Raw genomic sequence first — 24224 nt, forward strand, 5'->3', positions numbered from 1 at the left:
CCGGCGTGCTGGATGGCCGGGCCGCTCGTGAGCCGCAGGGGCTTCTCGAGCTCGGCCGCGACGATCATCGCCAGGGTGGTCTTGCCCAACCCGGGCGGGCCCGAGAGCAGGACGTGGTCCGGTGGCCGGCCGCGCCGCCGGGCCGCCTCGAGCACCAGCCCGAGCTGGTCACGCACCCGGGGCTGACCCGGGAACTCCGCGAGACGGCGGGGTCGCAGCGCGGCCTCGACGACCCGGTCGTCCTCGGAGCGTCCGGGGTCCACGACGCGGGCCGTGGCCTCGTAGGACCCGTCCGCCTCGACGACCTCGCTGGCGAAGCCGCGCTCGCGCGCCCCGCCGCTCACGGCCGCAGCTCCCGCAGGGCCAGCCGCAGGTAGGCGGCGATGTCGGCGTCAGCCGGCGCGGACGCGGCAACCCGCTCCACGGCATCCGAGGACTGCTTGGCAGACCAGCCCAGCCCGACCAGGGCCTCGGTCACCGGTGCCCTCCAGGGCTCCTCACCGGGGCGGGTCACCGCCGAGCCCGCGCCTGCGGCTGGTGCGGCACCTGGGATGGCGCCGACCTTGTCGCGCAGTTCGAGCACGAGCCGCTGCGCCGACTTCACGCCGATGCCGGGGATCGACGTCAGCGCCTTGCTGTCGCCGCTGGCCAGGGCTGCGGCCAGCTCGCTCGGGCCCATGACCGACAGCATCGCCAGCGCCAGCCGGGGCCCGACCCCGGAGACGGTCTGGACGGTGACGAACATGTCGCGCTCTGCGGGCGAAGCGAAGCCGAAGAGCGTCAGGGAGTCCTCGCGCACGACGAGCGTCGTCGCGAGGGAGACCTCGGCGCCCCGACGGCATCCGGATGCCGTGGTGGGCGTGGTGTGCACGAACATGCCGACGCCGCCCACCTCGACGACGACGTGGTCGAGACCGACGTGGGTGACCTCACCACGCACCGAGGCGATCATCGCCGCCCCTGCGCCGCCGCGAGGGCGTCGAGGCGGGCGAGCTGGGCGCCGCGCCACGCGTGGCAGATCGCGAGGGCCAGGGCGTCCGCGGCATCCGCGGGGCGCGGCGCGACCTCGAGGCCGAGGATGCGGGTGACCATGGCGGTGACCTGAGCCTTGCCTGCGCGGCCGGAGCCCGTCACGGCGGCCTTGACCTCGGTCGGGGTGTGGAAGACGACGGGGATGCCGCGCTTGGTCGCCGTGAGCAGCGCGACCGCGGTGGCGTGGGCCGTGGTCATGACGGTGGTGATGTTGGTGTCGGCGAAGACCCGCTCGACGGCCACGACGTCGGGTTCGTAGCGGCCCAGCCAGGTGTCGAGCTCGCGCTCGAGGTAGACCAGCCGCTCCCCCGGGTCGCCGTCGCTCGGGGTCCGTACGACACCGACGGCGACCATCGCGGCCTTGCCGGGGCGACCGTCGACGACGCCGAGACCACAGCGGGTCAGGCCGGGGTCGACTCCGAGCACGCGCACGAGCGGGGTCCCTTCGACGGTGGGCGGCGGTTTAGAACACCTGTTCGGGACGACACGCTACACAGCGAAGGCCCGCGGGGTGTGCAGCAACACGCGCAGCCCGCCTCGCTCACTCCTCGTCGAGCTGGGCGAGCACGTCGTCCGGGATGTCACCGTTGGCGAAGACGTCCTGCACGTCGTCGGAGTCCTCGAGGGCCTCGATGACGCGGATCATCTTCTTGGCCCCGTCGAGGTCGAGCGGCACCTGGAGGTTCGGCACCCACGAGGCCTCGGCCGAGTCGTAGTCGACCCCGGCCTCCTGCAGCGCCGTGCGCACGGCGACGAAGTCACTGGCCTCGGAGATGACCTCGAAGGCCTCCCCCAGGTCGTTGACCTCGTCGGCCCCGGCCTCGAGGACGATCTCGAGGATGTCGTCCTCGGTCTTGTCCCCCTTGGGCACGATGACGACCCCCTTGCGGTCGAACACGTAGCTCACCGATCCCGGATCGGCGAGCTGGCCGCCGTTGCGGGTCAGGGCGGTGCGGACCTCGGCAGCCGCCCGGTTGCGGTTGTCGGTGAGGCACTCGATGAGCACCGCGACGCCGCCGGGGGCGTATCCCTCGTAGGTGATGGTCTCCCAGTTGGCCCCACCCGCGGTGGCGCCCGACCCGCGCTTGACCGCGTTGTCGATGTTGCTGTTGGGGACGGAGGACTTCTTGGCCTTCTGGATCGCGTCGTAGAGGGTCGGGTTGCCCGCAGGGTCACCGCCACCGGTGCGCGCGGCCACCTCGATGTTCTTGATGAGCTTGGCGAAGAGCTTGCCGCGCTTGGCGTCGATCGCCGCCTTCTTGTGCTTGGTGGTCGCCCACTTGGAGTGGCCGCTCATGAACGCTCCCTCTGGTCTGGCGCGGCGGGGCCCGTGGTGGCCCCGTGCGCCGTGGCGGTGTGCTGCCGAACGATGTCGACGAAGAACTGGTGGACGCGGTGGTCGCCGGTCACCTCCGGGTGGAACGAGGTGACGAGCAGGTCACCCTGCCGCGCGGCGACGATCCTACCCGCGGCCGGTCCGTGCTCGACCCGGGCCAGCACCTGCACCGACTCGCCCGCGTCCTCGACCCAGGGTGCCCGGATGAAGACGGCGCGCACCGGCTCGCCGCCGAGCTCGCGGATGTGCAGGTCCTCCTCGAAGGAGTCGACCTGGCGCCCGAAGGCGTTGCGCCGCACGGTGATGTCCAACCCGCCGAGGGTCTGCTGGTCGGGGCGGGCGTCGGCGATCCGGTCCGCGAGCATGATCATCCCGGCGCACGACCCGTACACCGGCATCCCGGCGGCGATCCGCTCGCGCAACGGCCCTTGGAGGCCGAAGGCGCGCACGAGCTTGTCCATCGTCGTCGACTCCCCGCCGGGGATGACGAGGCCGTCGACCTGGGCCACCTCCTCGGGCCGCCGGACCGTGATGGTGCGGGCGCCGCTGATGCGCAGGGCCACGACGTGCTCACGCACGTCACCTTGGACTGCGAGGACGCCGATGAGGGGGATGCCGGTCACGACCGATGAGCGTACGTCCTCGCCTCGCGTGTCTGCTGCCAGCGTCCGGCGTTGCGGTCGCTGGAACAGCCAAGATGCCGGACGCAAGCCGATACCGTCAGGTCATGTCGTCAGCGCTGACCGAGCGAGCCCGCGAGCTCGATGTCCTGCACGCCGCCACCGACCTGCGTGGCCGGTTCCGCCTTCCCGCCGGGGTCATCTACCTCGACGGCAACTCGCTGGGAGCACTGCCCCAGGGTGTCGCCGAGGCCGTGGCCGACGTCGTGCACCGCCAGTGGGGCAACGACCTCATCGCGAGCTGGAACGATGCGGGCTGGTGGGAGGCACCCGCCCGGGTCGGCGATGCCATCGGCGCCCTCATCGGCGCGGCACCCGGCCAGGTCGTCTGCACCGACTCGACCTCGGTGAACCTCTACAAGGCCGTGGTCGCGGCCGCGCGGATGCGCCCGGGGCGCCGGGTCGTGCTCACCGATCCCGACTCCTTCCCCACCGACCTCTACGTCACGGATGCCGCTGCGCGCGACGCCGGGTTGGTCGTCGAGCGGGTCTCTCCCGCGGATGCCGTGGCCCGGATCGCCGAGGTCGGCGACGACCTGGTGCTCGCCTCCTACTCGTCGGTGGACTACCGAACCGGCGAACTGTGGGACCTCGCGGAGATCACCCGGGCTGCCCACGAGGTCGGCGCCCTGGCCTGCTGGGACCTGTGCCACTCCGCCGGAGTGCTCGACGTCGGCCTCGACGAGCACGGCGCCGACCTGGCCGTCGGCTGCGGGTACAAGTACCTGAACGGAGGCCCGGGCGCGCCGGCGTTCATCTACGTCGCGCACCGCCACCAGGACGACTTCGACCAGCCGCTGTCGGGCTGGAACGGACACGCCACCCCCTTCGCGATGGCCCCTGACTTCGTTCCCGCGCCCGGCATCACCCGGGCCAGGGTCGGCACCCCGCCGCTGCTGGGGATGCTGGCCCTCGAGGCTGCGTTGCGGGCCTACGACGGGGTCGACCCGGCGGTGGCGCGCGAGCGCTCGCTCTCGCTCACCGGCTTCTTCCTCGAGTGCCTGGACGACCTCGTGCCCGGACTCGAGGTGGCGACTCCCCGCGAGGACGCGCACCGCGGCTCCCAGGTGAGCGTGCGGCATCCACAGGCGTATGCCGTCGTCCAGGCGCTCATCGCCCGCGGCGTCGTGGGCGACTTCCGCGAGAGTGACATCGTGCGTCTGGGCTTCGCGCCGCTCTACCTCACCCACGCCGACGCGCTCGCCGCTGCGGAGCACCTGCGCGACGTCATCGAGGGCCGCGAGTTCGAGCGCGAGGAGTTCGCCACCCGCGCCACCGTCACCTGACCCCGGCTTTCCCTCCCCATGAGGAAAGCCCGAGGTTCGCAGGGGAAGCCTTCCCCGGTGAACCTCGGGCTTGCCGTGCGAAGCCGACGAGCGACTACCAGCCGCGCTCGGCGAGGCGGTGCGGCTGCGGGATCTCGTCGACGTTGATGCCGACCATGGCCTCACCCAGGCCACGGGAGACCTTGGCGATGACGTCGGGGTCGTCGAAGAAGGTCGTCGCCTTGACGATCGCCTCGGCCCGCTGCGCCGGGTTGCCCGACTTGAAGATGCCGGAGCCGACGAAGACGCCCTCGGCGCCGAGCTGCATCATCATCGCGGCGTCGGCCGGGGTGGCGATGCCACCGGCGGTGAAGAGCACCACCGGGAGCTTGCCCGCGGCGGCGACCTCCTTGACGAGCTCGTACGGGGCCTGCAGCTCCTTGGCCGCGACGTAGAGCTCGTCCTCGGGCAGGTTCTGCAACCGACGGATCTCTTGGCGGATCTGGCGCATGTGCGTCGTCGCGTTCGAGACGTCGCCGGTGCCGGCCTCACCCTTGGAGCGGATCATCGCCGCACCCTCGGTGATGCGGCGCAGCGCCTCGCCGAGGTTGGTCGCACCGCAGACGAAGGGCACCGTGAAGGCCCACTTGTCGATGTGGTTGGCGTAGTCCGCCGGGGTCAGCACCTCGGACTCGTCGATGTAGTCGACCCCGAGGCTCTGCAGCACCTGCGCCTCGACGAAGTGGCCGATGCGGGCCTTGGCCATGACGGGGATCGAGACGGCGGCGATGATGCCGTCGATCATGTCGGGGTCGCTCATCCGCGACACGCCGCCCTGGGCCCTGATGTCGGCGGGCACCCGCTCGAGGGCCATGACGGCGACGGCACCGGCATCCTCGGCGATCTTGGCCTGCTCGGCGTTGACGACGTCCATGATGACGCCACCCTTGAGCATCTCGGCCATGCCGCGCTTGACGCGGGTGGTGCCGGTGCCGGGGGCGCTCTGCTGCTCAGTCATGGCGCCAAGTGTAGGTCCGCGGCGACGGTGCTCGAACCGCCGTCCGGACACCCTCAGCCCGGGCTCAGGCGGGCAGGGCCAGCGGGACGTCGTCGTCGAAGACGACGAGCTCCGGAAGGGCGGCGTGACCGGCCAGGCCGAACCAGCGCACGGTGCGCTTGGCCCGCACGCGGCGCACGTCGCGCACGGCGTCGTTGTGGAAGCGCCGGGCCAGCTGGACCCGCAGCACGCTGGCCGCGACCCGGTCGAGCTCGTCGATCACGAACTCGTCGCCGGCGGCCCGCAGCTCCACCACCACCTCACCCGGCAGGGCCGCCGCCAGCGCCGCCGTGAGGTCGCTCTCGACGTGTTCGCGGCCCCCGAAGTGCTGGCCGTCGAGCAGGTCGTCGGTCACCGGCTGCTCCGTGGTTCGCTCGAGCGACTCGGTCGCGGCGTCGGCGATGAGCAGGGCACTGGCCGGGTCGAGGACGCCGCTGTTCGCGAGCTCGAGCGCGGCCTCGGCCCGCCGGATCAGCTGTGCGTCCAGCGCGGACATCGCCCCTTCGACCTTGGCGTGCAGCCGGTCGAGCCGCGCGGCGGAGTACGACAGGTACCAGGCGGCCACGAGCAGGACGATGACGACGAAGGTCGCGATCTGCAGGGTGTCGTTCATCAGTTGCCGCCTCCCGGGACACCGCGTACGAGCCGGCCCCACAACCCCTGGGGTGCGGGTTCATCGGGTTCGGCGTCGGCGCCGGCGATCACGGTCTCGTAGACGGCCATCACCTTCGCGGCGACGACGTCCCAGTCGAAGACCCTCGACCTCGCCCGCCCGGCGACTCGCAGCGCCTCACGCCGGGCCGGGTCCGCGAGCAGCGCCAGCAGCGCCTGCGCCAGGCCCTGCGGGGACCCGGTCTCGAAGAGGATGCCGTTGGCGTCACCGTCCGCCGGCGTCGCACCGACGTCGAGGACGGCCGCGAACGCGGGCAGGTCGGACGCGACGACCGGCGCCCCCGCGGCCATCGCCTCGACGAGGACGATGCCGAAGCTCTCACCCCCGAGGTGCGGGGCGACGTACGCGTCGACCGACCTCAGCAGCGAGGCCTTGTCGTCGTCGGTGACCATGCCGAGCATCACCGTCGCCGCAGCCGCCCTCGGGTCCGCGACCTTCAGCAGGTCGGAGGCGTCCCCGGGCCCCGCGACGAGCAGGCGGATGCCGGGGTGCACCTCGAGCAGCGCCGGCATCGCCTGGAGGGCGATCGCCAAGCCCTTGCGGGGTTCATCGACCCGTCCGAGGAAGGCCAGCGTGGGCGCCTCGGAGGTTCCGGCCCACTCCGGCCGCACCGGTGCCAGGGCGAACGAGTCGACGTGCACCCCGTTGGGGATGATGAAGGCCATCCCCCCGAGGTGGCGCTGCACGGTGCCGAGGGCGTCCTCGGACACGGCGATCCGCCCGCGGATCTTCTCCAGCGAGGGCCGCAGCAGTGGGTGTGCCGCGTGCAGCGCCCGGGAACGGATCATCGCGGAGTGGAACGTCGCGACGACGGGTTCGGTCGAGGCCCACAGCGCCACCAGGGACACCGAGGGGTTCAGGGGTTCGTGCAGGTGGAGCACGTCGAAGTTCCCGGCCTCGAGCCAGCGGCTGACCCGGGTGGACGTGGCGGGGCCGAGGGTGACCCGGGCCACCGACCCGTTGTAGCGCACGGGGACGGGACGCCCGACCGACGTCACGTAGTCGGGCAGGTCGGCGTCGCTCTCCGCGGGTGCCAGGACCCACACCTCGTGCCCCTGGCGGATGAAGTGTTCCGCGATGTCACGGACGTGGTACTGCACCCCACCGGGCACGTCCCACGCATAGGGGCAGACCATGCCGATCCTCATGCGGCACCGTGCGCGGCCCTCAGCCGCGCAGGGTCGAGGTCGTCGATGAAGACGCGCTGCATCATGTGCCAGTCACTCGTGTGCTGCGTGATGACGGTGCCGAGCGCGTCGGCACAGGCCTGGGTCATCGCCGTGGCCCGCTCCCGCGTCGTGCCCGTCTCGGGCACGGGGACCTGCTGGTGGAAGGTGATGACGATGCCCCAACCGCTCCCGCGACGTTCGTGGCGGATCGTCACGGGGTACAGGGGCCGGCGCTCGGCAAGGGCCAGGGCGGCCGCGCCGGGCGCCATCCGCGCCCGGTGACCACACAGGTCGACCTCGACCCCACGGTCGGTGAGGTCGCGGTCGGCCAGCAGGGGGATGATCCCGGGGCGCCTCGACGCCTCGCGCAACGCCGGGAACGGGTTGACCCCACCGGTGAGCGGGATGATCGTCATGCCCAAGGACTCCCGGAAGGCCAGGAACTCCTCGAAGACCTCCTCGGGTTTCAGGCGCTCGGCCACCGTGGTGACGGCCCCGAGGTGCGAGGTCGCCCAGGCTCCGGCGAGGTCCCAGTTGCCCAGGTGCCCGAGGAAGGCCACGACCGAGCCACCCGCGTCGATCACCTCGCGCACCGGGCCGTCACCCTCCACCCGCACCCGGGCCGCGAGGTCACCGACCCCGAGGTCCTGGAGGCGAAAGGCCTCGCAGTAGTACCGCAGGTACCGGCGCATGCCGTCGCGCACGAGGGCGTCGAGGGCGGCGTCATCGAGCTCAGGGCGCACCCGCGCGTAGTTCGACCGCATCCGGGCGGCGCTGCCGCGGGCGACGGCCACGTCGGCGACCCGGTCGAACAGCGCGTAGGCGAGGCGTTCCGGCATCCGACGCACTGCCCGCCAGCCGAGCTGGTGACCGGCGAGGGTCAGACGGTCGGCGGCCGACGCCGAGAGCAGCCTCACAGAGCCAGGGCCTGTCGGCGCACCTCGAGCATCCGTTGGACCACGGTGATGAGACTGGCCAGCGCCAGCAGTGCCAGCACCACGCCGAGGTAGATCCACGGCAGGTCGAGCAGTCCGGTGAACCCGGTGGCGATGAGGACCACCACGAGGCGGTCGGCCCGCTCGGCGATGCCGACGTTCGCCGTCATCCCCAGCCCTTCGGCACGCGCCTTGGCGTACGAGACGACGCTGCCGAGGATGAGGCAGGCCAGCGCGAGCCCCGCCATGACGGGCGCGAGTTCGCCCTCCTGGCGCCCGGCTCCCGCGAAGTAGAGCACCAGGCCCCCGAAGATGGCAGCATCGCCGACCCGGTCGAGCGTGGAGTCGAGGTAGGCGCCCCAGTTGCCCGAGCGTCCGGTCGAGCGCGCCATGATCCCGTCGAGGGTGTCGGAGAAGACGAAGAAGGTGATGACGAGGGTGCCGACGAGCAGCTCGCCGCGGGGGTAGAACGCCAGCGCCCCGAAGCACACCCCCAGGGTGCCGATGACCGTCACGACGTCGGGGCTGATGCCGAGGCGGACGAGGACCGCGGCCACGGGGCTCAGCAGCTTGGTGAAAAAGGCGCGCGCGTAACGGTTCAGCATGGTGCACCCAGCGTAACCGCGCGCCGACGCGTCTCTGGTCACACCGCACGCTTCTGGCTTGTGCGACGACGCACAGAGGAGAAATGTAGGAGGCATGAACGGCACCGCGACCAAGGCCCCGACCGTCACCACCACGACCAGCATCCGCAACGTCGTGCTCGTCGGGCCGAGCGGGTCGGGAAAGTCGAGACTGTTCGACCACATCGTCGGTTCGGCCGTGCCCGCACGCGCACCACGAAGTGACGGCGGCGATGCCGGGGACGCGACAACGGGCCTGCGGGCGGCGACCATCGCCACGGGATCGGTGGTGGTGACCCTGCTGGACGCCCCGGGCAACCCCGACTTCGTCGGGGAGGTGCGAGCAGGGCTGAGGGCGGCTGATGCCGCCCTCTTCGTCGTCTCGGCCGCCGACGGCGCAGATGCCGCGAGCCGTGCCCTGTGGCACGAGTGCGCAGTGGTCGGGATGCCGCGTGCGGTCGCCATCACGGCGCTCGACGCCCGCGATGCTGACTTCACCGCCACGCTCGCCGACTGCCAGGCCCACTTCGGTGCCGGCATCCAGCCGCTCGGCGTGCCGGTAGCCGGGGACGCCGGCGCGGTGACCTCCATCGCCGATCTCCTGCTCGGTGAGATCCACGACTACTCCGCGGGTGAGCGCACGGTGCGCCCTGCCGGCCCCGAGCACGCAGAGGTCTTCGACACCTTCCGCCCCTCCCTCATCGAAGGGATCATCGAGGAGTCCGAGGACGGCACCCTCATGGACCGCTACCTCGAGGGCGAGGACCTCGACTTCGCCACCCTGGAGAAGGACCTGCTCACCGCGATCGCGCACGGCACCTTCCACCCGGTGCTCCCACTCTCGGCCGAGACGGGGGCAGGCGTGGGCGTGCTCATGCACCTCATCGAGGCCGCGTTCCCCCACCCGGCACTGCACCCGTTGCCGACGGTCACCCCGGTCGCCGGGGGCACGGCGGTCCAGCTCACGGCCGACCCCGATGGCCCGCTCGTCGCCGAGGTGGTGCACACCGAGTCCGATGCCTACGTCGGGCACCGCTCCCTCGTGCGGGTGTTCTCCGGGACGCTGCGAGGTGACCGGCCGGTGCACGTGTCGGGCCACCTCGAGCGGCTCGGGGTACCGACCGGAGAAGGTCACGCGCCGCACGACGACGACGTGCGCCCCGGAGCCCTCGCCGCTCCCCTGGACGACGAGCTGCTGCCCAAGACCGAGGCGATCGCCGGAGAGATCGTCGTCGTCACCAAGCTCGGCAGCGCCCAGACCACGGACACGCTCTCCTCCCCCGACCAGCCCCTGCTCGTGACGCCGTGGGCCCTGCCCGAGGCGCTCCTGCCCTCTGCCGTGGCACCGTCCTCACGCGCTGACGAGGACCGGATGCCGGGAGCGTTCCGTGAACTCGCGGCCGAGGACCCGTCCCTGCGGATCGAGCACGACGCCGCGACCGGCCAGGTGGTGTTGTGGACCACCGGCCCGGCCCATCTCGACCTCGTCCTGGCCCGGCTGCGCACACGGTTCAACGTCAGCGTCGACCAGGTGCCGGTGCAGGTGGCGCTGAAGGAGACGGCCACCGCCCGGGCCGAGGCCCTCGGGCGGCACGTCAAGCAGTCCGGCGGCCACGGACAGTTCGCGGTCTGCCACCTCGTCATGGAACCGCTCCCCCGCGGGTCGGGCATCGAGTTCGCCGAGGTCGTCGTCGGTGGCGCCGTCCCTCGCCAGTTCTTCGGCAGCGTGGAGAAGGGCGTCCACACCCAGCTCGAGAAGGGGCTGCTCGCGGGGTGGCCGGTGGTCGACGTGCGGGTCACCCTCACCGACGGCAAGGCGCACTCGGTCGACTCCTCAGACATGGCCTTCCAGACGGCGGCCGGCCTCGCCCTGCGCCAGCTGGCCTCCCCGTCGACGATGACCCTGCTCGAGCCGATCGACACGGTGAGCGTGAGCGTCGACGACGAGCACCTGGGCGCGGTCATGACCGACATCAGCACCCGACGTGGGCAGATCCTGGGCTCCGCCCCTGCGGTCGACCAGCCCGGCCGGTCGGTGCTCGAGGCGGCGGTTCCCCAGCTCGAGCTGCTCGACTACGCCGTCTCGCTGCGCTCCCTGGCCCACGGCACGGGCACGTTCCACCGCGAGCACCGTGGGTACGAGGAGATGCCGGAGCGCCTCGCCGCGAAGCACCTCGGCGAGCGGGGTCGGCACGCCTGATCGCTCACTCCAGGCTGGCGCCGATCTCGACGAGGCGGGTCAGGAAGGCCCGCTCGTCGAGACGCTTGCGGCGCAACCAGCCGGTGACCTCGTCGTTGCACTTGCTCGCGTTGCACGGCCCGCAGGCCGGCACGACGTTGCGTACCGTGTAGCGCCCGCCGCGCGAGATCGGCAGCACGCAGTCGCGCTGGAGCGGACGGTCGGTGGCTCCGCAGTAGGCGCAGCCCGCCCAGGCCACCTGCAGCGCCGACCACTGCTCGTCGGTGAGGTCGTGCTCGACCTTGGCCATCCGCCGCTGACGCCGTCGGGCGGCTCGGGCGCGCCGGATGCCGCTCACGGGGTCGGCCAGTGCTCCACCAGGCGGCTGCGGACGTCCTCGAGCAGCGCCGGCAACGCCTTGGTGCGGGCGATGATCGGCAGGAAGTTGGCGTCGCCGCCCCAGCGCGGCACGACGTGCTGGTGCAGGTGCGCGGCCACCCCGGCACCGGCCACGGCGCCCTGGTTCATCCCCAGGTTGAAGCCCATCGGGGCCGAGGCCGCCTCCAGTGCCCTGATCGTCGCCTTGGTCAGGGCGGTGAACTCCAGGGTCTCCTCGTCGGTGAGGTCGACGTAGAGGGGGACGTGGCGGTACGGGCAGATCAGCACGTGACCGGGGTTGTAGGGAAAGAGGTTCATCACGACGTAGCAGTGCTCGCCACGGTGGACGATCAGGCCCGCGGCGTCGTCCTTGCCCGGCGCTGCGCAGAAGGGGCAGCCGTCGCCGGGCTCGGCATCGGGCCGGTCCGCCTGGATGTAGACCATCCGGTGCGGGGTCCACAGCCGTTCGAAGCCGTCACCCTCCCCGGCGAAGTCAGCGGCATCCTCATGCGTCGGCATGAGCGTGATCCTAGGACGCGGCTGCCGCGCTGCTCCGCAACGCCGGTGCTGTCGCCGCCGGGTCGAGGTATGACCGCCCGTGAACCGTGCACCCGCGATTCGACCCCGGCGCGAGCTGCTCCGTTCAGCGCAGGTGGCTGGCGCCGTTGAAGTCCAGCACGGCCCCCGAGGCCCACTCGGCACCTGGGGACGCCAAGGTCACGACGGCGGCCGCGACCTCCTGCGGTGTGGCGACCCGGTGGAACGGGCTCTGCGCCCGCGTCGCCTCCCCCGCTGCACCCTCGAGCGCGGCACCGACCATCTCGGTCTCGATGAACCCGGGCGCGATGCTCGTCACGGCGATGCCGTGCGGGGCCAGGCGCTGCGCCATCGACTGGCCGAACGAGTGCAGACCGGCCTTGCTCGCGCCGTACGCGGGGATGTCGGGCTCCCCCCGGTACGCCCCTCTCGAGCCGACGTTGACGACCCGCCCGACGGGGACCCCGTCAGCCGGTGGCACGTCGATCATCTGCCGGGCCACGCACCACGTGAGGTTCGCCGGGCCGAGCAGATTCGTCGCGAGGGTGCGCTGCCAGATCTGCACCCAGTCCTCGTAGGACGTGAGCTCGAGCGGGTGGTCACCCCGCCGGCTCCCGTCGACTCCCGGTGCAGGCGGCACGATCATGGCGGCGTTGTTGACGAGCACGTCGACCCGGCCCAGCGCGGTGGCCGCCTCCGACGCGAGGCGCGCCACGGCATCCGGGTCGGAGAGGTCGGCGGCGAGCCGCACGTGCCCGCTCCCCGGCAGGCCCTCGAGCACAGCCGCCGCCCGATCGAGCGAGGACGGGCCCCGGTGGTGCACGACGACCCGGTCGCCGCGCTCGGCGAAGGCGCGAGCAACCGCGGCCCCCACCCCTCGCGATGCTCCGGTGACGAGGATGCCGCGCGACGGTCCGGCTGCGGAGGTGGATTCGCTCATGGACGGCACCCTATCCACGCAGGTCGGGCAGGTCCTCGGCCGCGATCTCGGCGAGCAGGGCGCGCAGGTCGTCCATGATCACCGCCGTCATGGCCCGTAGGTCCTCTGGGTCCGCGACGCGGGCACGCAACTGCGCCGGAGTGATCGCCTCGCCCACCGCGACGACCACCGTCGGACGGCGCGAGAGCCGCCCTGGGCGCAGCCGCCCGAGCCAGCGCAGCGGCCGCACGAGGGAGGACGTTCCCTCCCGAGTGAGCAGGCGGTGCGCTCCCCACTGGGCGACGGGGACGATCGGGCAGTTGGCGGTCAGCGCGAGCCGCACCGCCCCGGTGCGCACCTCGCTCATCGGCCGATAGTCGGGCTCGGTCGTGATCTTGCCCTCGGGGTAGATCGCCACGGCCCACCCCCGCCCGAGTGCGTCGAGAGCCGGCTGCAGCGCCGCCGCCGGGTCGCGGTCGCGGCGCACCGAGATCTGCCCGGTTCGCCGCAGCAGCCACCCGACACCGGGCCACGCGAACGCCTCGGCCATCACGAGGAAGGTGCCCTGGCGGCCGGCTCGCCGCAGGGCGCTCGCGAGCACCAGCGGGTCGGAGACGGAGAGGTGGTTGGAGACGACGACGACGGCGCCGGATGCCGGGATGCGCTCCACGTGGTGGTGGTCGCGTCGGGTCAGCAGGCCGAGCGCTGCGTCGACGATGGCCACGCCGACCGAGTAGAGGATCACCCGCCCCGCCGACTGATCTGGCGCTCCATGAGCTGCTGCGACGGGGGCCCGAACCCGAAGCGTTGGTAGATGGCGCGCACCCCCGGCAGGGCGTGCAGCTGCACGCGGCTCACCCCGTCGCCCTCGGCCCACGCGAGCATGGCGTCGAGCAGCCCTTCGCCGATCCCGGAACCGCGCGCACCAATGCTCACGAAGAGCAGACTGACGTGGAACCACGCATCGGCGGGGCGGTGGGCGCTGGGCAGTCGCTGCACCCGGGTGCCGTGCAGCACGCCGAGCGGCCGCCCTCGCGGGTCCTCGGCCAGCCACGTGCGACGAGCCGTGTCGCGCAGCCACGCCTGCGCGAACTCATCCAGGAACCCGACGGGCACCGCGTGCCCGAGTTCGCGCTCGTGCTGGATGTGCAGGGCCGCGATGGCGAAGGCGTCAACCGGACGCGCCTCGCGCACCCGCCACCCCGAGGTCTGCGCAGCGTCGCCGTCCATGTGCCCAGCATGGACCACGCTGCTGCTGTGCTCACCCGATGCACGCCGGGCAGTCGCTCACCCGATGCCCGCCGGACAAAGGGTGAGGCCCCGGGAAGTATGAGTTCCCGGGGCCTCGTGACTCGGCATGATGCTCCGTGTCTCACGAGATGGTTTCCGCTCACCTCTGACCCTCATCACCGGGTCAGTTCGTGCGGCAAGCCGCTCGAGTGGTGTTCGTTCTTCTCTCGGTTCCTCCAGTCACTTTCGTGGTGGAGTGCTTCATTTCTACGCCTGCGCGCGAGCGTCCCGCAAGGGGTTCCGGGACCAAATCACGGCAAGATTCTGCGGTCGGCGTGTCGCTCGGCGTGTCGCGTGACGGGTGTGACGAGGGTGTTCAGACCTGCCGCCGGTCGGCGATCGCCGCGGTGATCTCGGCGATGGCGTCGGCGATCGGCACCCCGTTCTTCTGCGACCCGTCGCGGTAACGGAAGGACACCGCGCCAGCCGAGCGGTCCTCCTCCCCCGCGATGAGCACGTAGGGGACCTTGGACTTGCTCGCGTTGCGGATCTTCTTCGGGAACCTGTCGTCGCTCTCGTCGAGCTCGACGCGGATGCCCTGGGCCTTCATCTGCGACAGGACGTCCCACAGGTAGTCGTTGAACTCCTCCGCCACGGGCACCCCGACCACCTGCACCGGGCTCAGCCACACCGGGAAGGCCCCGGCGTAGTGCTCGACGAGCACCCCGATGAAGCGCTCGATGGAGCCGAACTTGGCCGAGTGGATCATCACCGGCTGCTGGCGTGACCCGTCGGACGCCTGGTACTCGAGGCCGAACCGCTCGGGCTGGTTGAAGTCGTACTGGATCGTCGACATCTGCCAGGTGCGGCCGATCGCGTCACGGGCCTGGACCGACACCTTGGGGCCGTAGTACGCGGCGCCCCCGGGGTCGGCGACGAGCTCGAGCCCGGACTCGCGGCACACGTCCTCGAGCACCCCGGTCGCGACGGCCCACTGCTCGTCGGAGCCGATGAACTTGTCCTTCTTGTCGCCGGTCTCGTCGCGCGTGGACAGCTCGAGGTAGAAGTCATCGAGCCCGAAGTCACGGAACAGGCCGAGGCAGAAGTCGAGCAGGTGCTTGATCTCCGCCGGTGCCTGCTCGGCCGTGACGTAGGAGTGCGAGTCGTCCTGGGCGAAACCGCGGACCCGGGTGAGGCCGTGCACGACCCCGGACTTCTCGTTGCGGTAGACCGACCCGAACTCGAACAGTCGCAGCGGCAGCTCGCGGTACGAGCGCCCGCGCGAGCGGTAGATGAGGTTGTGCATCGGGCAGTTCATCGCCTTGAGGCGGTACGGGCCGGCGTCGACGTCGAGGGCCGGGAACATCCCCTCCGCGTAGTACGGCAGGTGGCCGGAGGTGTGGAACAGCCCCTCCTTGGCGATGTGCGGGGTGCCGACGTACTCGAACCCCTCCTCGATGTGCCGACGGCGGACGTAGTCCTCCATCTCGCGCTTGATGATGCCGCCCTTGGGGTGGAACACCGGCAGCCCCGAGCCGATCTCGTCGGGGAAGCTGAACAGGTCGAGCTCGGCCCCGAGCTTGCGGTGGTCGCGCTTCTCGGCCTCGGCGAGCCGGTCGAGGTAGGCCACCATGTCGGCCTTGGTCGGCCAGGCCGTGCCGTACACGCGCTGCAGCTGCGGGTTCTTCTCCGAGCCGCGCCAGTAGGCGGCGGCGCTGCGCATGAGCTTGAACGCGTTGCCGAGCACCTTGGTCGAGGGGACGTGCGGGCCGCGGCACAGGTCGCCCCAGGCGCGGCTGCCGTCACGGCGCACGTTGTCGTAGATCGTCAGCTGGGCGCCGCCGACCTCTACGGCTGCACCTTCAGCGGCCTCCTCGGAGGCACCGCCCTTGAGGCCGATCAGCTCGCACTTGTAGGGCTCGCCGGCGAGCTCGACGAGGGCGTCCTCGTCGGAGATCTCACGGCGGTGGAAGGTCTGGCCCTCGTTGATGATGCGCTGCATCACCTTCTCCAGGGCCTTGAGGTCCTCGGGCGTGAACGGGGTGGCGACGTCGAAGTCGTAGTAGAAACCGTCGCGGATCGGCGGTCCGATGCCCAGTCGCGCGTCGGGGTGGACCTCCTGCACGGCCTGCGCCAGCACGTGGGCAGCCGAGTGGCGCAGCACGTCGAGACCGTCCTGCTCGGCGGCCGTGACGGGCTCGACGTGCTCGCCGCCGACGAGGACGTGCGCCAGGTCGCGCAGCTCGCCATCGACCCTAGCGACGAGGACCGAGCGGTCGCCCTCGAAGAGCTCACCCGCAGTCGTGCCCTGCGCCACCGATCGCTGCGTGTCGGCGACGTGGACGGTGATCTGGGCAGACATGGGTGTGGCTCTCCTGGTGCGGAAGGGGTAGCGGCCCGTCGGGACCGCACTCCAGCGTATCGAGCGGTACGCGGATGCCGCGAAACGGCATCCGCGGTCGGCGTACGGTGCTCTCGTGCGCACCCTTCCCCACGGCACCTGGCCCTCCCCCGTCACCGCCGCCTCCCTCGCCCAGGGGCAGGCCGGGCTGGACGAGGTTCGGCTCGACGGGCCGGACACCTACTGGCTCGAGGCGCGCCCGTGGGAGGCGGGCCGGGTCGCGCTCGTGCGCCACGACGGCCGCACCGGAGAACGGCAGGATGCCGTCGCCGCACCGTGGTCGGTGCGCTCGCGCGTCCACGAGTACGGCGGCGGCGCGTACGCGGTGCGCGACGGGCTCGTCGTGTTCTCGACCTTCGCCGACGGCCGCCTGCGGCGAACCCGGCCCAGCCAGCCGGACACCGATCCGGAACCGATCACCCCCGAGGCGGCCGTGCGCTACGGCGGGCTCGTCCTCACCGGCGACGCCGTCTTCGCGGTGCGCGAGGACCACCGCGGCGGCGGTGAACCCGTCAACGAGCTGGTCCGGCTCTCCCCGCAGGGCCCCAACGCCGACTTGGGGCAGGTGCTCGTCACCGGCCCGGACTTCGTCTCACGCCCGGCGGTCTCGGCGGACGGCACGCAGGTGGCGTGGGTGCAGTGGGACCACCCGAACATGCCGTGGGACTCCACGACGCTGCTGCGTGCGACAGTGACCGACGCCGGTCTGACCGACGTGCGGGTCGTGGCCGGCGGTGAGGGCATCTCGGTCGTGCAGCCGCAGTTCGGCCCGGACGGGACGCTGTGGTTCGTCAGCGACGAGTCGGGCTACTGGAACCTGCACCGCGACGCGGAGGCTGGCCCCCGCCCGGTGCACGCTCTCGGTGCCGACGTCGCGGCACCCCAGTGGGTCCTGGGCATGAGTGACTACGCCGTGGTCGACGAGGGCCGAGTGCTCATCCGGTTCTGGCGCGAGGGCACGGCGCGCCTGGCGGTGCTCGACCCGCGCGACGGCACCCTGGTCGACCTCGACCGCCCGGAGTCGGGGTTCGACCAGCTCGTCACCGACGGAAGCGAGGTCGCCCTGCGCACCGCCTCGGCACGTGAGCACCCCCGGGTCATCCGCGGCGTGCTGACCGCGGACGGTGCGCTGGACGCGACGGTGCTCGCGACGGCATCCGAGAGTGCACCGGACCCGGCCCACCTCTCGACCCCGCAGGCGTGGACCTGGACCAACAGCGCGGGGCTCGACGTGCACGGGTTCGCCTACCCGCCGGCCAACGCCGACGTCAGCGCCCCCGCGGGAGAGCTGCCGCCGCTCCTCGTCCTCGTCCACGGTGGCCCCACGTCACACAGCGAACCGGTCTACAAGGCGCAGACCCAGTACTGGACCAGCCGCGGCTTCCTCGTCCTCGACGTCAACCACGGCGGGGGCACGGCGTACGGGCGCGACTACCGGGGGCGACTCACGGGCCAGTGGGGTGTCGTCGACATCGACGACGTCGTCTGCGGGGTTCGTTCGCTCGCGGATGCCGGTCGCATCGACCGTGACCGCGTCGCCATCCGCGGCGGCAGCGCCGGCGGGTACACCGTGTTGCGGGCGCTGACGTCGAGCACGGTCTTCGCCGCGGGCGCGAGCTACTTCGGGATCAGTGACCTCGCGGCGCTGCTCGTGGATGACCACAAGTTCGAGTCGAGGTACACGACGACGCTCGTCGGCCCGTGGCCGCAGGCGGAGCAGACCTACCGGGAGCGCTCACCGGTGCACCACATCGCTGACCTGCACGGCGAGCTGCTGCTCCTCCAGGGCGCCGACGACCTCGTGGTCCCGGTGGCGCAGGCCCAGCTCATGGCCGATGCGATGCGTGACGCCGGCAAGGACGTCGAGCTCGTCGTCTACGAGGGCGAGGGGCACGGCTTCCGCCAGGCGTCGACGATCATCGACTCCCTCGAGCGGGAGCTGGCGTTCTACCTGCGGGTATTCGAGGGCTGACCCCAACTTCGAGGGCGGACCTCAGATACTCCTCGACACCTCCCGCAGGGCCGCGCGCACGGCATCCACGGCGGGCGACTCCCCCATCGACGCGCGCCAGTGCACGTCGACCCGCCTGGTCGGCACGGGGTCGAGCACGGGCACCGCGACGACGGTGGAGGGCAGGTGCCCCCGACCCAGCCTGGGCACCAGGGCCACCGCCAGACCGTGGGCCACGAGCTCGACCTGCGAGGCGAACTCCACACACCGAAAACCCACCCGCGGCGCCTGCGGGGTTGCCGCGAACATGTGGCTGAACCACTCGTGACAGATCGTTCCCTCCGGGGTGGAGACCCAGAGGTGGGTCATGAGGTCGGCCGGGGTCACCGACTCCTGCGACGCGAGGGGGTCGTCGACGTGCACGAGCACATCGGCGACGTCGGTGAGCACCGGCTCTCCCCGCACCGTCGGCGGCACGTGGAAGCGCATGCCCTCCCAGCGGTGCACGATCGCCATGTCGGTGCGTCCCGCCGCGACCTCGGCGACGGCATCCCACGGTTCCACCTCGTGCACGATGACGTCGAGGTCGGGAGCGCTGGCGCGCAGGGCGTCGAGCATCGGGGGCACGATGCCACGCACCGCGGTGGAGAAGGCCGCGAGCCTCAGCAGCCCCGAAGGTCGCCCGCCCTCTCCCTGCAGCCGTGAGCGCAGGCCCTCGACGGCCACGCGCAGCGATCGCCCCTCGTCGACGAGCCGCCGCCCGGCAGCGGTGAGCACGACCCCGCGCCCGGCCCGGTCGAGCAACGGCACCCCGACCTGGCGTTCGAGGCGTTTGACCTGCTGCGAGACGGCGGACGGGGTGAACCCCAGCTCGTCCGCGGCCCCGACGACGCTGCCGCACCGCTCCACCGCCACGAGCGACTCCACGGCCACCAGATCGATCATGCAGCGATGCTACCGAGATCGCCTCACATTTCGTTGCTGGTGCTTCATGGTCCATCCCGGCAGGATGAACAGGTGCCTCGCCGTCATGTCGCCCTCGCCGTGCTCGTCACCGTCATCTGGGGCGCCAACTTCGTCGTCATCGACGAGGGCCTGGGCGACATCCCCCCGACGCTGTTCGTCGCGATGCGCTTCGTCGTCGTGCTGATCCCGGCGATCTTCCTCGTCCCGAGGCCGGCCATGCCGTGGCGCGACGTGGTGACGATCGGCGCGTTCATGAGCCTGGGTCAGTTCGGCCTGCTCTACACCGGCCTGGCGGTCGGGATGCCGGCCGGGCTCGCGTCGCTGGTGCTCCAGGCCCAGGTCGTCGCCACCGTGATCATCGCGTCGCTGGTCCTGCACGAGCGACCGAGCCGGACCCAGGTGATCGGGGTGGGCATCGGCCTCCTCGGGCTCGTCGTCGTCGGCGTCGGCCGGTCGGCGGCGACTGCGGCCCTGGGCCTGCTGTTCGTCATCGCCGCCGCCCTGTCGTGGGCGATCGGCAACGTCGCCGCCCGGCGCGCCGCCGCGCACACCCCGCCCACGGCATCCCGGTCCGGCGGGCTCGCCGCGGGTCTGTCCCTCACGGTGTGGTCCGCCACCGTGGTCCCGCTGCCCCTGTTCGCGCTCTCGCTCGCCCTTGACGGCCCGGAGGCCGTAGTGCACGCCCTCACCCACCCGACGGTGCCCGCGGTGCTCTCCACGATCTACACCGCGTGGCTGGCCTCGCTCGTCGGGTACGGCATCTGGAACACGCTCCTGGCGCACCACCCGGCAGCGGCCGTGGTGCCGTTCACCATGCTCGTCCCGGTGGTCGGACTCACCACGGCGTGGCTCGTGCAGGGTGAGGTGCCGAACGGGTGGGAGAGCGTGGGCGGCGCGCTGCTGCTGCTCGGGGTGGCCGTCACGACCGGGGTGCTGGGCCCTCGCCGTCGGCTGGGGCCGAGGGTCGGACCGGGGGTGGAGCCGCCGGGCCGGGAGCCTGCGGGGGGCGACCCGACACCTGCTCGATGATCCGGGGAAGGTGCTCGCCCACGAGGGGCACCTGCTCGATCTGCTGCTGGAGCTGAGCCACCGCGGGCACCGTCTCGGCGAGCGGCGTGCGGATCGGGCCGGTGTCGGTGGGCACGGACGCGTCGGAGTTGCTCTCGCGCAGCTCTCGCGCCAGGCGCTCCGCCTCGAGGACGAGGGCGCCGTAGGTAGGCCAGGCCCGAGGGTCGTCCAGCGGAGTCACCCGCACCTGCTCGCTGAGGTCGTCGAGGGTGTCCAGGGCGCGCTGCACGTGCTGCTCCACGGCCTCACGGGACGGCTCGGTCCACACCCCGAAGTCGGAGATCGCGTCGCCGATCTCGTCGAGCACCCCGGCGTAGTCCTCGAGCCAACCCGCCGACGGTGCGGGATGCCGGGCCGCCTCGTCCGCGGCGTCGACGAGGGTGCGCGCGATGCTGCCCACCTGCCACTGGGCCCGCCGAACGGCCTCCACCGTGCGCGTGTAGCCGTCCCAGTCGATGCGCGCCGGGCGCAGGCGGTGCCGCCAGTTGAACCGGGTGCTCTCCCGCCCGGTCTCCACGACGCCGAGCACCTCGGGAACCCGGTCGCCGAGGTCGGTCGCGGTGTCGTACCACCGGCGGGCCCGGTCGGCGTCGAAGCCCTCGCGCAGGCCCGACGCCATGTCCTTGAGCAGGTCCTGCACCCGGGTGGTCAGGTCGCGCAGCGCGTCACGCGGCTCGTCCAGGTGCATGGGAGCGAGCACGACCGCATTGACGGCGACACCGACGATGCCGCCGAGCACGGTCTCCACGATGGTGAGGTAGGTGAAGTCGGTGTCGGTGCCCTTGACCGTGAGCAGCGACAGCAGCGCCATGGTCGGCACCTGGATGCCGTGGTCCCCGAGGAGAGGCCAGCGTGCGATGAGGAGCGCGGCCATCATCACCGGGACCATCGACCACCACGTCACCCCGACGAGCGACCCGACGAGCCAGGCGATGCTCATCCCGAGGACGACGGCGGCCACGCGCCGGGCGCTGGCCCCGATCGAGCGGACCATGGTGCGGTCGACGACGAGCAGGGCAGCCATCGGGGCGTAGAAGGGGGTGGGGCTGTCGAGCAGGTGCACGGCGAGCTGCCAGGCCAGCACGGTCGCGACCGCCGCCTTGAGCATGAGCAGGCCCTCGGCCCGCTCCACGCCGGGCGTGGTCAGGGCAGCCCGAACGGCCGAGGCCCACCCCCCGAGGGTCGCGCGAACCCGGCTCGGCAGTCCGCGCGGCTCGACGAGCTCATCCTCACGGCTGACCACCACCCGACCATAGCGAGGCGGCGGCCTCCGAGACGAGGGTCAACCGAACGCGGCCCGGTCTGCTCAGACCTCGAGGGTCAGCACGAGGTGCGTGGTCTCCGGCGACTTCGCCGAGCGCAGGGCGGCGACCGTGCGTGCCGGCTCGCGGTCGACGACGAGCTCGACCGTGCTCGGCAGGAAGACCGGCTTGGTGAACCACACGTGGCTCGTCGACGGCCCGAGCGAGGTGCGACCGAGTGCGGCGAGGGTGCGGGCGCAGGTCCACATGCCGTGGGCGATGTGCCGCGGGAACCCCATGGCCTTGGCGGTCAGGGGATGCAGGTGGATCGGGTTCACGTCACCCGACACCGACGCGTAGGACCGGCCGAGGTCCTCGGGCAGGCGCCACTGCGCCACGGGCTGGCCCCCGGGCGGCGGCGGGGGCCCGTCACCGCGCGGGGCGTCCTGCGTGCCGCGGCCACGGCTGAGGTAGACGCTGTCGCACTCCCACACGAGCTCGCCGCCCACGCGTGCCTCGAGCCGGACGTCGAGCGTTCGCCCGCGTCGGTGCGGGCGGATCTGCCCGGCCGACACCGACAGCGTGAGCGGCTCACCGGCATCCATCGCCCGGTGGGTGGTGACCCGGTTCTCCAGGTGCACCATGCCGGGAAGGGGCATCGGAAAGTCCGGCCGAGCCATCAAGGCGGTCTGCACCGGGAACGCGAGCACCCACGGGTAGGGCTGGGGCACGGTGTCGTCGACGGCGTAGCCGGTGAGCCGCTGGTAGGCAGCCAGCTTGGCCCGGTCGATCCGGACGTCCTCCACGACGAGCGTGCGGTCGGGCACCGCGTCGCCGCGCCGCCCGCGCGACGTCAGGGCGGCACGCACGAGCAGTGGTGCCGTGGACGGCACCCCCGACAGGATCTCGGTCGCCACGTCAGGCGCCGAGCAGGCTCTGCCCGCACACGCGGACGACGTTGCCGTTGACCCCGGACTGCGCGTCGGAGGCGAAGTGGGCGATCGTCTCGGCGACGTCGATCGGCAGCCCGCCCTGCGCGAGGCTGTTCAGGCGGCGGCCGAGCTCCCTGGTGGCGAACGGGATCCGCGCCGTCATCTCGGTCTCGATGAACCCCGGCGCGACGGCGTTGGCGGTGATCCCCCGCTTGCGCAGCCCCTTGTCGGCGGCGTACGCGTCAACCAGTCCGATGACCCCCGCCTTGGAGGCCGCGTAGTTCGCCTGGCCCCGGTTGCCGGCGATGCCCGCGATCGACGAGACGAGCACGACGTGGCCGCCGTCGCGCAGGCCGTCCCTGGCGAGGAACTGCTCGTTCATCGCCAGGATCGACGTGAGGTTGACGGCCAGCACCGAACCCCACCGCTCGGCGTCGGTGTTCGCGAGCAGCTTGTCGCGGGTGATTCCGGCGTTGTGCACGACGATGTCGAGCCCGCCGTGCCGGGTGCGGGCGTGGTTCATGATGCGCGTGCCCGCGTCGGGTGACGTGACGTCGGCCTGCAATGCCGACCCACCGATCGAGTTCGCCACCTTGGCCAGGGACGCCCCGGCACTCGGCATGTCGACGCACACGACCGTCGCGCCGTCACGGGCCAGGATGCGGGCGATGTCCGCGCCGATCCCACGAGCCGCACCCGTGACCACGGCGACCTTCCCGGCCAGGGGCGCCGCGGCATCCGCGGGCTCCTGCGACGTGGCCCCGCCGATGCGGAAGACCTGGCCGTCGACGTACGCCGAGCGGGCCGAGAGCAGGAACAGGACCGTCCCGAGGGCGGCACCCTCGGACCCCGGCGTGAGGAGCACGAGGTTCGCGGTCGCCCCCGCGCGCAGCTCCTTCGCGACCGAGCGGGTGATGCCTTCCAGGGCGCGGTGGGTGGCCCGCTGGGCGGCGGTGGTGGCGGATGCCGGGTCGGCACCCACGACGACGACGCGGGCACAGCGCCCGAGTCGCTTCAGGGCCGGGGCGAGCGTGGCGCGCAGCGCCTCGAGGTCGGTGGGGTCGGTGGCCGACGACACGTCGACGACGACGCCGCCCAGTCGCCCCTCCTGCGGGACCTCGTCGACGATCAGCGCACCTGCCTGCCCGAGCTTTGCGCGCATCGCAGCCAGGGCTGGGATCGACCCGTGACCACCGACGAGGAGCGGCCCGTCGACGAGTGGGCGCCCGGCGACGTGGCGGCGCAGGGCAACCGGCTGGGGCAGGCCGAGCGTGGTCGAGATCTTCTTGCCGACGCCGGAGGAGACGAATGCCGTGTAGCCGTCGCGGTGTCCCATGTCAGGCCGCCTCGAGGATCGCGACGACGCCCTGCCCGCCAGCGGCGCAGATCGAAATCAGGCCGCGGGATCCGCTGCCCTTCTCGTGCAGGAGCTTGGCCAGCGTGGCGACGATGCGGCCGCCGGTCGCGGCGAAGGGGTGGCCGGCCGCCAGCGACGAGCCGGCGACGTTCAGGCGCGAGCGGTCGATCGCACCCAGCGGGGCATGCAGACCGAGCCGGTCGCGACAGAAGTCGTCGTCCTCCCAGGCGGCCAGGGTCGACAGGACGGTCGCGGCGAAGGCCTCGTGGATCTCGTAGAAGTCGAAGTCCTGAAG

At 72.1% G+C, this 24224-nt stretch carries 24 protein-coding genes and 1 pseudogene; 4 read left to right on the top strand and 21 right to left on the bottom strand.

Features of this window, described 5'->3' with window-relative positions:
• From PLL68_RS03750 to pdxT, 5 genes are all read right to left on the bottom strand, one after another.
• On the bottom strand, positions 1-344 hold a 344-nt coding region (locus PLL68_RS03750; protein ID WP_324531771.1), incomplete at its 3' end, for an AAA family ATPase.
• Positions 341-952 (bottom strand): Holliday junction branch migration protein RuvA, encoded by a 612-nt coding sequence (ruvA, locus tag PLL68_RS03755; protein WP_324531773.1) that lies wholly within the window; start codon positions 950-952, stop codon positions 341-343. The genes PLL68_RS03750 and ruvA, both read right to left, overlap by 4 nt.
• Positions 949-1464 (bottom strand): crossover junction endodeoxyribonuclease RuvC, encoded by a 516-nt coding sequence (gene ruvC / locus PLL68_RS03760; protein ID WP_324531775.1) that lies wholly within the window; start codon positions 1462-1464, stop codon positions 949-951. Before ruvC ends, ruvA begins: the two co-directional genes overlap by 4 nt.
• Before the next feature lie 109 nt (positions 1465-1573).
• Entirely contained in the window at positions 1574-2329 is a 756-nt protein-coding gene (locus PLL68_RS03765; protein WP_324531777.1) for a YebC/PmpR family DNA-binding transcriptional regulator, read from the bottom strand.
• On the bottom strand, positions 2326-2991 hold the full coding sequence (pdxT, locus tag PLL68_RS03770; RefSeq protein ID WP_324531779.1) for a pyridoxal 5'-phosphate synthase glutaminase subunit PdxT: 666 nt from the start codon (positions 2989-2991) through the stop codon (positions 2326-2328). The genes PLL68_RS03765 and pdxT overlap by 4 nt, the downstream gene beginning before the upstream one ends.
• A gap of 104 nt (positions 2992-3095) precedes the next feature.
• Between pdxT and kynU the strand changes: the two genes are divergently transcribed.
• On the top strand, positions 3096-4334 hold the full coding sequence (gene kynU / locus PLL68_RS03775; RefSeq protein ID WP_324531781.1) for a kynureninase: 1239 nt from the start codon (positions 3096-3098) through the stop codon (positions 4332-4334).
• A gap of 94 nt (positions 4335-4428) precedes the next feature.
• Here kynU and pdxS read toward each other — a convergent pair whose 3' ends face one another.
• From pdxS to pgsA, 5 genes are all read right to left on the bottom strand, one after another.
• Complete coding sequence (gene pdxS, locus PLL68_RS03780) at positions 4429-5331, bottom strand: pyridoxal 5'-phosphate synthase lyase subunit PdxS (RefSeq protein ID WP_324531783.1); 903 nt, start codon at positions 5329-5331, stop codon at positions 4429-4431.
• 64 nt (positions 5332-5395) lie between these two features.
• Positions 5396-5983 carry a hypothetical protein gene (locus PLL68_RS03785; RefSeq protein WP_324531785.1) on the bottom strand — a complete coding sequence of 196 codons (588 nt, stop codon included), beginning with the start codon at positions 5981-5983 and terminating at the stop codon, positions 5396-5398.
• A complete protein-coding gene (locus tag PLL68_RS03790; protein ID WP_324531788.1) occupies positions 5983-7179 on the bottom strand; it encodes a glycosyltransferase family 4 protein in 1197 nt (398 codons plus the stop codon). The genes PLL68_RS03785 and PLL68_RS03790 overlap by 1 nt, the downstream gene beginning before the upstream one ends.
• 8 nt (positions 7180-7187) lie before the next feature.
• Positions 7188-8129: a phosphatidylinositol mannoside acyltransferase gene (locus PLL68_RS03795; RefSeq protein ID WP_324531790.1), complete on the bottom strand. Its 942-nt coding sequence runs from the start codon at positions 8127-8129 to the stop codon at positions 7188-7190.
• Positions 8126-8752 carry a phosphatidylinositol phosphate synthase gene (gene pgsA, locus PLL68_RS03800; RefSeq protein ID WP_324531792.1) on the bottom strand — a complete coding sequence of 209 codons (627 nt, stop codon included), beginning with the start codon at positions 8750-8752 and terminating at the stop codon, positions 8126-8128. Before pgsA ends, PLL68_RS03795 begins: the two co-directional genes overlap by 4 nt.
• 94 nt (positions 8753-8846) lie before the next feature.
• On the opposite strand from pgsA, the gene PLL68_RS03805 reads away from it, so the two are divergent.
• Complete coding sequence (locus PLL68_RS03805) at positions 8847-10970, top strand: elongation factor G (RefSeq protein ID WP_324531794.1); 2124 nt, start codon at positions 8847-8849, stop codon at positions 10968-10970.
• Positions 10971-10974: 4 nt separating this feature from the next.
• On the opposite strand, the gene PLL68_RS03810 is transcribed toward PLL68_RS03805, so the two are convergent.
• The 6 genes from PLL68_RS03810 to thrS all read right to left on the bottom strand — a co-directional run bounded on the left by PLL68_RS03810 (position 10975) and on the right by thrS (position 16375).
• A complete protein-coding gene (locus PLL68_RS03810; protein WP_486657421.1) occupies positions 10975-11307 on the bottom strand; it encodes an HNH endonuclease in 333 nt (110 codons plus the stop codon).
• Positions 11304-11846 carry an HIT family protein gene (locus tag PLL68_RS03815; RefSeq protein WP_324531796.1) on the bottom strand — a complete coding sequence of 181 codons (543 nt, stop codon included), beginning with the start codon at positions 11844-11846 and terminating at the stop codon, positions 11304-11306. Before PLL68_RS03815 ends, PLL68_RS03810 begins: the two co-directional genes overlap by 4 nt.
• A gap of 124 nt (positions 11847-11970) precedes the next feature.
• Entirely contained in the window at positions 11971-12804 is an 834-nt protein-coding gene (locus tag PLL68_RS03820) for an SDR family NAD(P)-dependent oxidoreductase (RefSeq protein WP_324531798.1), read from the bottom strand.
• A 10-nt stretch (positions 12805-12814) separates the two neighbouring features.
• The gene (locus tag PLL68_RS03825; protein WP_324531800.1) at positions 12815-13528 is read right to left on the bottom strand and encodes a lysophospholipid acyltransferase family protein; all 714 of its coding nucleotides are present in this window, start codon (positions 13526-13528) and stop codon (positions 12815-12817) included.
• Positions 13525-14013: a GNAT family N-acetyltransferase gene (locus tag PLL68_RS03830; RefSeq protein ID WP_324531801.1), complete on the bottom strand. Its 489-nt coding sequence runs from the start codon at positions 14011-14013 to the stop codon at positions 13525-13527. The genes PLL68_RS03825 and PLL68_RS03830 overlap by 4 nt, the downstream gene beginning before the upstream one ends.
• A 376-nt stretch (positions 14014-14389) precedes the next feature.
• A complete protein-coding gene (thrS, locus tag PLL68_RS03835) occupies positions 14390-16375 on the bottom strand; it encodes a threonine--tRNA ligase (RefSeq protein ID WP_324531803.1) in 1986 nt (661 codons plus the stop codon).
• Between the two features lie 115 nt (positions 16376-16490).
• Here thrS and PLL68_RS03840 point away from each other — a divergent pair, with 115 nt between their 5' ends.
• On the top strand, positions 16491-18386 hold the full coding sequence (locus PLL68_RS03840) for an alpha/beta hydrolase family protein (RefSeq protein ID WP_324531805.1): 1896 nt from the start codon (positions 16491-16493) through the stop codon (positions 18384-18386).
• 21 nt (positions 18387-18407) lie between these two features.
• On the opposite strand, the gene PLL68_RS03845 is transcribed toward PLL68_RS03840, so the two are convergent.
• Positions 18408-19310, bottom strand: a complete 903-nt coding sequence (locus PLL68_RS03845) for a LysR family transcriptional regulator (RefSeq protein ID WP_324531807.1) — start codon at positions 19308-19310, stop codon at positions 18408-18410.
• 72 nt (positions 19311-19382) lie between these two features.
• Here PLL68_RS03845 and PLL68_RS03850 point away from each other — a divergent pair, with 72 nt between their 5' ends.
• Positions 19383-20360 (top strand): EamA family transporter, encoded by a 978-nt coding sequence (locus PLL68_RS03850; protein WP_324531809.1) that lies wholly within the window; start codon positions 19383-19385, stop codon positions 20358-20360.
• On the opposite strand, the gene PLL68_RS03855 is transcribed toward PLL68_RS03850, so the two are convergent.
• The 4 genes and pseudogenes from PLL68_RS03855 to PLL68_RS03870 form a co-directional block, all read right to left on the bottom strand.
• Positions 20251-21642, bottom strand: coding sequence for an FUSC family protein (locus tag PLL68_RS03855; RefSeq protein WP_324531811.1), 1392 nt, complete (start codon positions 21640-21642; stop codon positions 20251-20253). The two genes, PLL68_RS03850 and PLL68_RS03855, sit on opposite strands and share 110 nt — an antisense overlap.
• Before the next feature lie 63 nt (positions 21643-21705).
• Positions 21706-22557: a MaoC family dehydratase gene (locus tag PLL68_RS03860; RefSeq protein WP_324531813.1), complete on the bottom strand. Its 852-nt coding sequence runs from the start codon at positions 22555-22557 to the stop codon at positions 21706-21708.
• 1 nt (position 22558) lies between these two features.
• On the bottom strand, positions 22559-23908 hold the full coding sequence (locus tag PLL68_RS03865; protein WP_324531815.1) for a 3-oxoacyl-ACP reductase: 1350 nt from the start codon (positions 23906-23908) through the stop codon (positions 22559-22561).
• 1 nt (position 23909) lies between these two features.
• Positions 23910-24224 (bottom strand): annotated as a pseudogene (locus PLL68_RS03870) (acetyl-CoA C-acetyltransferase); the annotation flags it as partial.

This window comes from Ornithinibacter sp. (assembly GCF_035443565.1).
Lineage (GTDB): Bacteria > Actinomycetota > Actinomycetes > Actinomycetales > Dermatophilaceae > Fodinibacter.

Coding starts and splice junctions, on each gene's coding strand:
- PLL68_RS03830 (WP_324531801.1), bottom strand. CDS start 14,013: ATGGACGGCGACGCTGCGCAGACCTCGGGGTGGCGGGTGCGCGAGGCG.
- ruvA (WP_324531773.1), bottom strand. CDS start 952: ATGATCGCCTCGGTGCGTGGTGAGGTCACCCACGTCGGTCTCGACCAC.
- pdxS (WP_324531783.1), bottom strand. CDS start 5,331: ATGACTGAGCAGCAGAGCGCCCCCGGCACCGGCACCACCCGCGTCAAG.
- kynU (WP_324531781.1), top strand. CDS start 3,096: ATGTCGTCAGCGCTGACCGAGCGAGCCCGCGAGCTCGATGTCCTGCAC.
- PLL68_RS03765 (WP_324531777.1), bottom strand. CDS start 2,329: ATGAGCGGCCACTCCAAGTGGGCGACCACCAAGCACAAGAAGGCGGCG.
- PLL68_RS03815 (WP_324531796.1), bottom strand. CDS start 11,846: ATGCCGACGCATGAGGATGCCGCTGACTTCGCCGGGGAGGGTGACGGC.
- PLL68_RS03820 (WP_324531798.1), bottom strand. CDS start 12,804: ATGAGCGAATCCACCTCCGCAGCCGGACCGTCGCGCGGCATCCTCGTC.
- PLL68_RS03845 (WP_324531807.1), bottom strand. CDS start 19,310: ATGATCGATCTGGTGGCCGTGGAGTCGCTCGTGGCGGTGGAGCGGTGC.
- PLL68_RS03805 (WP_324531794.1), top strand. CDS start 8,847: ATGAACGGCACCGCGACCAAGGCCCCGACCGTCACCACCACGACCAGC.
- PLL68_RS03865 (WP_324531815.1), bottom strand. CDS start 23,908: ATGGGACACCGCGACGGCTACACGGCATTCGTCTCCTCCGGCGTCGGC.
- pgsA (WP_324531792.1), bottom strand. CDS start 8,752: ATGCTGAACCGTTACGCGCGCGCCTTTTTCACCAAGCTGCTGAGCCCC.
- PLL68_RS03790 (WP_324531788.1), bottom strand. CDS start 7,179: ATGGTCTGCCCCTATGCGTGGGACGTGCCCGGTGGGGTGCAGTACCAC.
- PLL68_RS03785 (WP_324531785.1), bottom strand. CDS start 5,983: ATGAACGACACCCTGCAGATCGCGACCTTCGTCGTCATCGTCCTGCTC.
- thrS (WP_324531803.1), bottom strand. CDS start 16,375: ATGTCTGCCCAGATCACCGTCCACGTCGCCGACACGCAGCGATCGGTG.